This window comes from Brevibacillus formosus (assembly GCF_003013405.1).
GTDB classification, from domain to species: Bacteria; Bacillota; Bacilli; order Brevibacillales; family Brevibacillaceae; genus Brevibacillus; species Brevibacillus formosus.
Window position 1 is genome coordinate 38,238 of sequence record NZ_PXZL01000004.1, and the last position, 11,610, is coordinate 49,847.

11 protein-coding genes are annotated in these 11,610 nt (G+C 48.5%); 3 read left to right on the forward strand and 8 right to left on the reverse strand.

The window, feature by feature from the left end:
- Positions 1-41 precede the first annotated feature (41 nt).
- Positions 42-818 (reverse strand): inositol monophosphatase family protein, encoded by a 777-nt coding sequence (locus C7R91_RS04790; protein WP_047071750.1) that lies wholly within the window; start codon positions 816-818, stop codon positions 42-44.
- 112 nt (positions 819-930) lie between these two features.
- Between C7R91_RS04790 and C7R91_RS04795 the strand changes: the two genes are divergently transcribed.
- Positions 931-1,308, forward strand: coding sequence for a hypothetical protein (locus C7R91_RS04795; protein ID WP_047071749.1), 378 nt, complete (start codon positions 931-933; stop codon positions 1,306-1,308).
- 47 nt (positions 1,309-1,355) lie between these two features.
- Here the strand turns inward: C7R91_RS04795 and C7R91_RS04800 are convergent, their stop codons facing one another.
- Positions 1,356-1,844, reverse strand: a complete 489-nt coding sequence (locus tag C7R91_RS04800) for a PaaI family thioesterase (RefSeq protein ID WP_047071748.1) — start codon at positions 1,842-1,844, stop codon at positions 1,356-1,358.
- A gap of 221 nt (positions 1,845-2,065) precedes the next feature.
- On the opposite strand from C7R91_RS04800, the gene ilvD reads away from it, so the two are divergent.
- Positions 2,066-3,742 (forward strand): dihydroxy-acid dehydratase, encoded by a 1,677-nt coding sequence (gene ilvD, locus C7R91_RS04805; RefSeq protein WP_047071747.1) that lies wholly within the window; start codon positions 2,066-2,068, stop codon positions 3,740-3,742.
- A gap of 154 nt (positions 3,743-3,896) precedes the next feature.
- Here the strand turns inward: ilvD and C7R91_RS04810 are convergent, their stop codons facing one another.
- Entirely contained in the window at positions 3,897-4,397 is a 501-nt protein-coding gene (locus tag C7R91_RS04810) for a C40 family peptidase (protein ID WP_047071746.1), read from the reverse strand.
- A 449-nt stretch (positions 4,398-4,846) separates the two neighbouring features.
- Between C7R91_RS04810 and trmB the strand changes: the two genes are divergently transcribed.
- On the forward strand, positions 4,847-5,491 hold the full coding sequence (trmB, locus tag C7R91_RS04820; protein WP_047071745.1) for a tRNA (guanosine(46)-N7)-methyltransferase TrmB: 645 nt from the start codon (positions 4,847-4,849) through the stop codon (positions 5,489-5,491).
- 362 nt (positions 5,492-5,853) lie between these two features.
- On the opposite strand, the gene C7R91_RS04830 is transcribed toward trmB, so the two are convergent.
- From C7R91_RS04830 to C7R91_RS04850, 5 genes are all read right to left on the reverse strand, one after another.
- Positions 5,854-6,552, reverse strand: a complete 699-nt coding sequence (locus tag C7R91_RS04830) for a response regulator (RefSeq protein ID WP_047071744.1) — start codon at positions 6,550-6,552, stop codon at positions 5,854-5,856.
- The gene (locus C7R91_RS04835; protein ID WP_047071743.1) at positions 6,530-8,161 is read right to left on the reverse strand and encodes an ATP-binding protein; all 1,632 of its coding nucleotides are present in this window, start codon (positions 8,159-8,161) and stop codon (positions 6,530-6,532) included. The genes C7R91_RS04830 and C7R91_RS04835 overlap by 23 nt, the downstream gene beginning before the upstream one ends.
- 102 nt (positions 8,162-8,263) lie before the next feature.
- On the reverse strand, positions 8,264-9,571 hold the full coding sequence (locus C7R91_RS04840) for a CitMHS family transporter (RefSeq protein WP_047071742.1): 1,308 nt from the start codon (positions 9,569-9,571) through the stop codon (positions 8,264-8,266).
- Between the two features lie 180 nt (positions 9,572-9,751).
- The gene (locus C7R91_RS04845; RefSeq protein WP_047071741.1) at positions 9,752-10,621 is read right to left on the reverse strand and encodes an ABC transporter permease subunit; all 870 of its coding nucleotides are present in this window, start codon (positions 10,619-10,621) and stop codon (positions 9,752-9,754) included.
- Positions 10,593-11,555, reverse strand: a complete 963-nt coding sequence (locus tag C7R91_RS04850) for an ABC transporter ATP-binding protein (RefSeq protein ID WP_047071740.1) — start codon at positions 11,553-11,555, stop codon at positions 10,593-10,595. The genes C7R91_RS04845 and C7R91_RS04850 overlap by 29 nt, the downstream gene beginning before the upstream one ends.
- Positions 11,556-11,610 lie beyond the last annotated feature (55 nt).

Sequence of the window (11,610 nt, forward strand, 5' to 3'; positions counted from 1 at the left end):
AGCCATAAACCGCTACATAAGTCCCGCTTCTTTTGTACCCGTTACTGTCGAATCATACCGCGGATCGTGTCATGCAAATGTCCGTTGCTCGCCACTAATGAAGGCGTGTGATCTTGTTGGAATGGTTCATGCTGGTACGGCTTTCCAAACCAGTCTGTAATCGTTGCACCCGCCTCCTGGGCGATAACAATTCCGGCAGCCACATCCATAATATTGGATCGTTGCATCACGATATAATCGAGCCATCCGTTTGCCAGCAAGCACCAGTCCAGTGCGGGCGCAATATTTCGCATGAGACGCTTGGTCTGGAATACAAACGGTTCTGTAAAAGCCATCTCTTCTACCTTCGTTACCGTGTCTCGTCCTCGGATGTAAGTACCGACTGCACGTGTAAGGTCTTGACGGTTATTGACGTTCAATCGTTTTCCGTTCAAATAGGCTCCTTTTCCTTTTTCCGCCCAAAACATTTGACCCGCTACCGGATTGTAGACGACGCCCAGCACCAGCTCGCCCTTGTGCTGCAATGCAATCGAGATCGAGAAATACGGATAGCCGATAAAATAGTTATTCGTTCCATCCAAAGGATCAATAATCCACAAATACTCTTCCTCGCGGGAAACCATTCCGACCTCTTCCGAAAAAATGGTATGCGTCGGGAAGTGGCGATGCAGGACCTCTATGATGCGCTGTTCACTGCCTTTATCCTCTGGCAGCTTCACGTCGTTATGCAATTCCTCATCGGGCACGAGCTGTTCAAGAAAACGCTCCTTCAAAAACGCACCCGCGACGCTTGCTGCTTCTTTTGCAATTTCGATCATGACATTTCGCTCCTTTATTACGATTGGAACAACTTTTTTGAACAACCTTCCACTTGCACTTGCATAGGAAAGATTACTATCATAGAGAGATACCCGAAGGAGGGGGATAAACATGAATACCGACTTCATTCGGCTGAAAAATATGGAAGGTGAACTCAAATTCACCCAAATGAACAATAGCTACGGCTTCTCTGTCACCACAAAGGAGCTTATTTTTTTCAAGCCACATATGACCTACCATTTGTTTTTGCAGGATATCATCAGCATGGTCCCGGTGAAGCTGGGCACAAGCCCTGTCACGTTTCGGCATCAGAGTGAGACGGTTCATGCCTCATTTGGTTCCGATTACTACAAGCTGACCGCCAAGTGGGCGCGGATTGTTTCGCGATCCGGTATCGTCGAGAAAGAAGACATGGAGTTTATCGTACCGCTTTCCACTAAAATGCTCACTTACATTTCGGAATACAGCGGTCTCGTTGTCATCAAATAACACCGTCACCTCTCGCTCTCACCTTTTTGGTGTGGAGCGAGGTTTTTTTATTTCCGACCATTTCTCGAGAGCACAATGAACGATCCTGTACCGTGGGCGATCCGCCTATCCCGATCATCGTAAACACTGCCTTCCATGACGACCAATGTGTGTCCGCGATGCAAAAAGCTCGCTTCTGCTCGCAACCGCTCCCCTATTCCCGGAAGCAAATAATTGAGCTTCAGCTCTGTCGTCACTGCATACTGATTGGGGGGCAAGGACCGATTGATCAAGGAGCCCATCGCTGAATCGATCAAGGTCGCAAGAATTCCTCCATGAACAACTCCCCCTGAATTGTGCATAAAAGGGGTCAGAGGTAATTCGAAGCGGTACGACTGTTTTTCTTCGTCTATGAACTCTCCCTTTAGTCCAAGAAAACCAGAGATAAACGCGCTATTCCGTTCCCGCTTTTGATGAATGGCAGCAACAGCCAGCTCGAGAATGCGGCGCTCCTCTTCATTCCCGTCCGACCAGATGTTTTTTAACTCGTTTAACATTTTGTTCACTCCAACCGAAATAGATTCGATTCTTCTATTTTATCCCAAACAAGCTGATTTCGCTATGATTCCTAAGCCTATGCCAATCGAGAGCAGCTGTTCGAACCATTGGAGACCGAGCGAATGTTCAGACTTTTGCGGTTGTTTCTGTAATTAAAAATTGATAAGATAGTTCAAAACATAAGACAGGCATGATCCGTATTGGAAGGGAGTTTTTCAAATTGGCCAGACAACGAAGTGATATGATCAAAAAAGGATTCGACCGCGCACCACACCGCAGCTTGCTTCGTGCAGCAGGTGTAAAGGATGAGGATTTCGATAAACCGTTTATCGCCATTTGCAACTCGTACATCGACATTATTCCGGGTCATGTACACTTGCAGGAATTTGGAAAACTGGTCAAAGAAGCCGTTCGTGCTGCTGGCATGGTTCCATTTGAATTCAATACCATTGGCGTTGACGACGGAATTGCTATGGGACATATCGGGATGCGCTACTCCCTCCCGAGCCGTGAGATCATCGCAGACAGCTTGGAAACCGTTGTCGCTGCTCACTGGTTTGACGGCATGATCTGTATTCCAAATTGTGACAAGATCACGCCTGGGATGATCATGGGTGCACTTCGCGTCAACATTCCAACCGTATTTGTAACCGGTGGTCCTATGAAAGCCGGAAAAACGAGTGATGGCCGCTCCATCTCGCTTTCCTCCGTATTCGAGGGTGTAGGTGCTCACCAAGCAGGCTTGATCAACGACGAGCAACTCGAAGAGCTGGAGCAATATGGATGCCCGACTTGCGGTTCCTGTTCCGGTATGTTTACAGCGAACTCGATGAACTGTCTGCTCGAAGCCATCGGTTTGGCTCTGCCTGGCAACGGTACCGTACTCGCTGTCTCTCCTGAGCGTCGCGAGCTGGTACAATCCTCTGCTGAAAAACTGAAAAATCTGATTGAACGCGACATTAAGCCACGCGATATCGTGACACTTGAGGCTATCGACGATGCATTCGCACTCGACATGGCGATGGGTGGGTCAACCAATACCGTTCTCCATACACTGGCTATCGCACAAGAAGCAGGCATCGAATACCCGATTGAGCGCATCAACGTAGTAGCGAAGCGCATTCCGCATATTTGCAAGCTGGCTCCGTCCTCTGACTATCATATCGAGGATTGCCACGAGGCAGGCGGCGTATCAGCTGTTCTGAAAGAAATCGCGAAAAAAGCAGGCGCGATCCATCCAGACCGTATCACTGTCACGGGCAAAACCCTTGGCGAAAACATCGCTGATGCTGAAATCAAAAACGATCAAGTCATTCGTCGCCTGGACAACCCGTACAGCGCTTCCGGCGGTCTCGCTGTTCTGTTCGGCAACCTGGCAGAGCAAGGCTCGATCATCAAAACAGGCGGTGTCGATCCTTCTATTAAAAAGCACGAAGGTCCAGCCATCTGCTTCGACTCCCAAGAGGAGGCTCTGGCAGGAATCGCTGCTGGTAAAATCAAATCTGGTCATGTTGTAGTTATCCGCTATGAAGGTCCTAAGGGCGGCCCAGGCATGCCAGAAATGCTGGCTCCAACCTCGCAAATCGTGGGTATGGGCCTCGGTAAAGAAGTCGCTCTCGTTACAGACGGACGCTTCTCCGGTGCTTCTCGCGGGATCAGTATCGGTCACGTGTCTCCTGAAGCCGCAGAAGGCGGTCCAATTGCCTTCGTACAGGACGGAGATATCATCTCGATTGACCTCGAGGAGCGGACGATCCAGCTGCACGTGGATGAAGCCGAGCTGGCTCGCCGCAAAGAAGGCTGGAAAGAATTCGAGCCGAAAGTAAAAACAGGCTATCTGGCTCGTTACTCCAAGCTGGTAACGAATGCGAGCATGGGTGGTATTTTGAAAATCTAGCACGCTGCTAGCAAACAGATCAAAGCCCTTGTCTTTGTGGGAGACTCCACAAGGCAAGGGCTTTCGCTTTTTTTTTACAAGATTTGCATTCCTCGATTCTCGCAACAAATTGCGTTACGAAACGTATTAGTAAGTAGAGAGCCAGACGAGTAGATTACAAGACTCGCCGTGCCGAAACGAAGCGCTTCTCCCAGGACGTGCCTTTAAAGGTCGAATACGTCACTCCTGGTTTTCCATATGTATGTAAGAGTTTATTGTTGCCTGCATAAATCGCCACGTGTGTAATCCGTTTGGACGTCGTCGTCGTACTCGCCTTGAAGAACACCAAGTCTCCCTTTTTCAGGTTGGCCTTGGACACACTCGTTCCTTTCTTGGCTTGATCGCGAGAAGAGCGTGGCAAGCTCTTGCCGACTGCGACTTTAAATACCCGCTGTGTAAAGGAAGAGCAATCAAATACGGCTGTGGTATTACTGCTCGCACCGAATTTATAAGGAGTACCCATATATTTTCTTCCCGTGGCAATGACCTTGTCTGCCTTGGATTGCGTCCATGCAGCCTCAGCTACATTTTGCTCCCCTGGCAATGGAGCGACAATTGATGTGACTCCCAATGCTACTCCCATTACGATTCCGATGAGGGTTTTATGTAATTTCATGCTGTTCATCCTCCCTTTTCTTTGAAAAAAGATCCCTCCTCAACAAGGGACCATTTTATGCAAAGTTTGGCTGACCTCTCACTTGTTCTCTACTTTACCAAAGCTCGCCCTCTGTGAAATTACCAAAAACTTACCAAAAACTAATTTTTTCACTGGATACGATTACCGCTTGACGCCTTCGCGCTTGATTTAACAGGCATTCCTCAAATTTTCAGTCTATTTTCTTACCAGAATGTCCCTCCAAAATTGGCAAATTTTTACCAGCCCCCATTCGTTCAAACCCTCGCCCCATGCGACTTTCGTCCTACTCCCATTTACAAAAAACCCCTTTTCTCTCCTTTTTCACGTATTCTACCGCTGGAATCTCGCTTCTCTTTCTTCTCTCTCTACTTGCAACTAGCAGGGAGTCATCGTAAAGTAGATAGGAGTTCGTTTTGAAGGAGGCACATATGCGACTGCGTAACATTCCAGGTGCCGAAGCGGCCCTGAGAGAATATCCGACGTTCGTAGACAATCCCCTTTCCTATAAAGGAAATTGGAAGGAACGCTTCGGGAATAACAATCCGATTCATGTGGAGATCGGCTGTGGAAAAGGACGTTTCATTAATACATTGGCCGAGCGTCATCCTGACATCAATTTCATTGCGGTTGAACTGAAGGCGGAGGTCGTTCTGCGCGCTGTTCAGCGTACGGAGTACAAAGCTGTTCCGAATCTGGCTTTTGTCCAGTACGATGCTTCCAAGTTGACCGACTTGTTTGCCGATCACGAAATTTCTCGCATCTATCTGAACTTTAGTGATCCGTGGCCAAAAACCCGTCATGCGAAACGTCGTCTGACTTACAAAAGCTTCTTGAACACCTATCGCCAGGTGCTTGTGGCAGACGGTGAGATCCATATGAAGACAGACAACGAAAACCTTTTTGAGTTTTCACTCAACCAATTCGCTGCGGAGCGCTTCCAGATGCGCAATATCACCTTTGACCTGCACCAGTCCAAGCTGGCGGCAGATAATGTAATGACGGAGTACGAGGAGCGCTTTTCTTCTCGTGGGCAGCGCATTTATCGGGTGGAAGCGAGCTGTGTGATTAAGTAGGCTTAAAATCCTTTTGGTTTGAGTCAACATAGGGGAGGAGAAGAAAAAGCACAGTTCTCTTCGACTCTGACACCCCCGCAATGGGGATTCACTGTCCGTCTCCATTTCAAAAAGGGGACCGTCGAGCCAAAGCCACCCTACGGGCGGAAGTTTCTCAAGGAAGAAGTGTTCGACAAGCGTGGTCCCCTTTTTGAAGTTCCGACTGGGTGGGGGTTGTCAAGGTCTGCGAGCCCTGCGCTTTTTCTTCTCACCAGCTTTCAGTGGTTCATCGAAACCTTCTAAATACTTATCAAATCATAAGTACAAAAAAACCTCCACGCTCTCAAGTAGGCCTGTACCTTACTTGCGAACGCGGAGGTTTTTTATTCTTTTTGCCGCCCGACGCTCTTGTATACGCGTTCTGGACGGCCGACGACACCGTACGAAAGGTCTGCGATGGCGTCTCCTTTGGCTACCAAATATTCGAGGTATCGCCTTGCTGTTGAACGGCTAATGCCTGTTTCTTTGCTGACCAAATCCGTCGTAGCCTCCTGGGTCTGCATGAGAAAGCCAGAAATTTTGTCCAGCGTGATTTGATCAATTCCTTTGACTGCCCTTGTCTCGGTTGTCTTTTTTTGGCCAGTCCGGGAAATAAGCTCATCGATTTGGGCTTGGCTGATCTGATCAGTGTCTTTTTTCCAATCACTCACCTTTTGCCTGAACTCCTGATAATTCCGTAACGTTTGTTGCAGGCGTGCAAAGATAAGCGGCTTGGTAATAAAATCGAATACGCCATAGCGGATCGCCTCTACAACCGCATCTACTTCTTTGGCCGCTGTCAGCATGATGACATCCGTTGTAGGGAACTGCTCCTTTATGATCGACAAAAAATCGAGGCCGTCCATATCCGGAAAATAAATGTCGAGCAACACGAGATCAGGTTGCAAAACTTCCATTTGGTCCTTGGCCTCTTGCCCATTCGTGGCAATGCCAATCACCTCGTATCCCTCTACTTTTTCCACGAAGCGTCGGTTTACCTCTGCGATTCTCAGGTCGTCTTCAATAATGAGTACCCGTATCATCTAGTACGGCCTCCTTCCGTTCTGCCGTGCGTGCATCCTTTGGGATCGTCACAGTAAAAATCGTTCCGCCTACCGGATTCCCCGTATGCGTAATATTGCCGTGTACATGTAAAACAGCTTGCTTGACTAAGTGCAGACCGTAGCCATGATTCGGCTGTTGTTTGGTAGAGAAGCCCAGCTCAAAGATGCGTTCAGCATTTTCTTCGGAGATGCCTGGCCCCAGGTCCTCCACTTCTATGAGTAAGACCTCTTCCATATTGAGCAAAAAGATCGTGATTTCTGGTGCAATTGCACCTGGAGCTTTTACAGCGTCCATCGCATTATCTATCAAATTGCCGAGAATGACAATTAGCTGTGAGCGATCAATCGAGGCAGGAATGTCACGGAAGTTGCTTTCCGGATCTATTTTCAATTCCACCTTGCGTTCGTTGGCTTGATTCAGCTTCCCGAGCAACAAGCCACCTATCAGTGGGTCGGGGACTTCTTGCATAATAAACGTCGTATTGTGGACATGCACATTCAGCTCAGAAGAAATCGTTTCAATAGCTTCCTGATACGATTCAAGCTGGATGAGTCCCGATATGAGATGCAGTTTGTTGGAATACTCATGCGTCTGAGAACGAAGAACTTCCGCATACTCCTTCACACGTGACAGCTCCTGTGTGACCTCGAACAGCTCGGACCGATTGCGAAAGCTCGCTACCGCGCCCATAACATGACGCTCCTTATCCATAATCGGGACCCGGTTCACGACTAATACATGCTCGTCCACATTCGTTTCGCGGTCAAATTCGGCTTTCCCAGTCTCAATCACCTCATGAAGGCCTAGTGAACGAACCAGCTCGTCCTGTTTGTCCATGATCCTGTCTTTATCCTTCGCTTGCCCTAGCATCTGGAGAGCAGTCTGATTCGCGAGCGTGATCGCTCCTTCCTTATTGACGGCCACAATGCCTTCGCGAATCGATTCCAGCACGGCTTGATTTTCCTGATACAATCGCCCAATTTGTTCAGGCTCCAAACCAAATATGGCTTTCTTTACATTCTGTGAAAGAATGAGCGTAGCCACCACACCCAAAAGCAAGGTGACGATGCCGATAACGAAGATTCGATTGCGATACGATTCGATCGTTTCATTAATATCCTCAAATAAAAAGCCGACAGAAACGACCCCCATCACCTTTCCTTCCTCATCATAGATCGGTGTTTTTCCTCTAAGTCCGGGGCCAAGCGAACCGACTGTCTCAGAGATGATGGATTGCCCCTCAAATACTGCCTCATTGTCGCCTCCCACCATCTTTTTGCCAATCTGCTCTGGATCAGGATGGGAATAGCGGATGCTTTGCAAATTTCCTACGGTTATAAAAGCCGCATTCGTGTCCAAGCGTATTTTTTCCACGATTGGATTGATAATCTTGGCAGGATCTTCTGCGTCAAACGCCTGTTTGATCTCAGACATCTGCGCAACGGTCTTGGCAGTATGCAGTGCACGCGTCCCAATCTCATGCTCCAAAACGCCCGCCAGCATCTGTTCAAACATCGTACCGAGTATGACAATCACACCAAAAAGGAGCGAGCAAATAATCAACATCAGCTTGCTGTGAAAACGCACATCGTTCCCTCCTCTTCTTCTCATTGTATCTCATTTCGCGCGATGACGAAAAAGAGGCCATGCGCAGGCCTCTTTTTTAATTTCTTCCTTCTTATAGTTTGACTAGAATGAGATGACTCCGGTAAGAAGAGCAAGCGCAATCATTACGATCGATGTTCCAAACGCCCATTTCAGGACGAATTTTTGGGTTTCCGCGTAATCGACCCCAACCATTCCGATCAACAGGTACTGTGCTGCAAACAACGGGCTGAGTACGTGCAGCGGTTGACCCAGGATGGAAGCGCGACCAATTTCCGCCGGATCGATTCCGTAAGCGGCTGCTGCATTCGCCAAGATTGGAACGATCCCGAAGTAATACGCATCGTTCGACATGAAATACGTGAATGGCATGCTTGTCAGCGCTACGAGTAGAGGCATATGGGAACCAAGTGAATCCGGAATCCAAGAAACGAGTGTGCTCGCCATCGCATCGATCATTTTCGTTTCAGTCAGGATGCCTGTAAAGATTCCCGCAGCGAAAACCATGGACACGGTAGCTAGTGCGTTAGCTGCGTGGGCTGCAATCCGTTCTTTCTGATCTTGCATTTTCGGGTAGTTCATAAACAGGGCAATGGCAAAAGCGAGCATGAACATCGTCGGCAGCGGCAAAAAGCTCGTAATCAGACCTACCATCAGGGCTGCGGTCAACAACAGATTGAACCAGATCAAGCGCGGACGTTTCAGCGTAGCAGCCTCATCTGTCGCCGCTACTTCTTGTCCTGCAAGCGATTTCAAATCTTGATCTGGTATCTCAATAATCCCCAGACGCTTACGCTCTTGTTTGCCCAAAATACAGGCTACGATCATCACCCAAGCAATTCCGCCAATCATCGCAGGAATAACAGGGACAAAAATCTCGGAAACATCCATATGGAGTACACTCATGACCCGTGCTGTCGGTCCACCCCAAGGCGTCATGTTCATGACACCGAGTGCGAGCATCGGCATGACTGCCAAAATCATCGGTTTGATTCCCAGCTTGCGATACAAAGGCAGCATCGCGGTAACGGTAATCATATAAGTCGTTGTTCCATCTCCATCCAGTGCGACCAAGGTAGCGAGAATCGCTGTACCTACAATCACCTTTAGTGGGTCACCCTTCACCATTTTCACGATTCTTTTAATTAATGGATCAAACAGACCTGCATCCATCATAACTCCAAAGTACAGAATGGCGAACAACAGCATAATGCCCGTAGGTGCAATTTTCTTGATGCCTGCAAGCATCATATCGCCAATTTCTGAACCAAATCCGCTAATCAACGCAAAAACAACAGGAACAACAATCAAAGCAACCAATGCTGAAAGCCGTCTCGACATAATCAAGTACATGAAAACGGCTACCATGAGAAATCCCAGTAATGCCAGCATACGCTAGTTCCCCCTTGCAAGAATGCGCTTTCATAATGTGTTGCCATTATAACAATGTTCGTAAAAATCCGAATAGAATATGCGCATAAACTGTTTTAACCGCATTTCTTCTATTAACATCATAAAAATCAAGGGAGAAAAGAAAAAGAACGGCACGAATCAGCCGTTCTCTTGTTTTTCTTATACATCTCTCTTTTGAAACACCCGAATGGACAGCCCCAACGCCACGAGACCATAGAGAATGGAGTAGATGAGCATGGTAGTGCTCGGAGGAGAAGTCGTACCGAAAATTCCTTGCGAAGCAAAGGACAGCGGATCGTCAGCTGTATCAAATAGCGAGATCGTCATTTGCCTAAATAGCGAATCGGTTGGAAATACCAGACTGGAAATAATCCCGATGTTCGTGAGTGAGCTGTTGCTAAAGGCAACACCAAGCTGCTCGATAAAGCCACCAATGAAGCTGATCCCGTACAGAATGATCAGGATAATCCCGCCCGTTACTGTTGTAGTCATACTGCTCAAGAGCATGGCTACACAGACAAGAATGATCGGCATACCTACGAAGAAAGCGGCTGCTTTCAGGATTTGGTCTCCTCCTACCTGAACAGCCAGCGCACCTCCGCCCACCCATTGGTTAATCGCCAAAAGTCCGAAGAACATCAGGAGTCCGTACAGCCCCAACATACTTGCCAACCCGAAAAATTTCCCCAATACATATTTGTATCGAGGCAGTGCGCGGGCCAGCCACGTGTCGATTTGGTGGCTCTCGATTTCAGATGCGATGCTCCCAACACTGCTCAAAATCGCCAAGAGTGCCGTAATGACGGAGCCAAAGTACAAGCCCATCCCCAAGAGCTGCGTGGAAAAGAAGTTTTTTTGCAGCAATGCATCTGGACCTGCGTTTCCGAACGACGATTCCTTCATTTCCTTAATCGCATAGCCTGTTGCCAGTCCAAATAGCAGCAGGAAGGCCAGCGACATGATCAGCGTAATCGTGAAAATACGCTTGGAGATCATTTCTCTATACGTGATTTTGATGATCGGCCACATGTCGTTCCCCCTCCTTTTTCTGCACCCAGTAGAGGAATACCTCTTCCAGTGAGTGCTGCTTGCGGACGACTTCATGTACTCCAGCCCCTGAAGCAATCAACTGTTGCAACAGAGCCGGTACCCGATTGTCCTGATCCAGCGTCATTAACCAAGTATCACGGTTTTCCCCTTGTCTGACAAGACGACTCTCTGTGACGAAGGAAGGAAGCTCGTTAGAAAAGCCTGCGCTATCCTTGTCCACTGTCAATTCAATTTGTGGTTGGACGGTGCTCAGCTTGCGCCAGTCGCCTTGTACGACCAGCTCACTGCGGTGAATGATCCCGACGTAGTTGCACACGCTCTCCATTTCACTCAGTAGATGACTGTTGAGAAAAACCGTCTTTCCTTGGTCACGCAGCCGCGCGATTAGCTCACGCACTTCTTTTCGCCCGATTGGGTCCAGTGCGGAGGTCGGCTCATCGAGAAAGATCAGCTCTGGATCGGCTAAGAGGGCGCAGGCAATCCCGATACGCTGCTGCATGCCTTTGGAAAAGCCCCGGATGCGTTCACGCTCGCGTCCAGCCATTCCGACCAGCTCAACGACATTTTTTATCACGGATTTGCTCTCGCGATGTGTTAATCCACACACCTCGGCATGATGCTCCAAGAGCTGCTGACCCGTCAACCAATCCGGATAGCGGAACAGCTCTGGCAAGTACCCTACCTTTTTTCGCGATTCTACACTGCCAATCGGCTGCCCAAGCATGACCGCTTTGCCATTCGTTGGGTGCAATAACCCGAGCATCGTCCTGACAAAGGTACTTTTACCCGCTCCATTTTGACCGAGGAAACCAAATACGGAGCCGCGCGGTACTTGTAGCGTAATATTTTTGCAGCCGGCTTGACCGTTATATTGCTTAGTCAACTCCCAGGTCTCTATCACATAGTCTGACATCGCTTACCTCACTTTCCCCATTGCAAAACGGGACAAAGCAGAGCCCTCCTTCTTC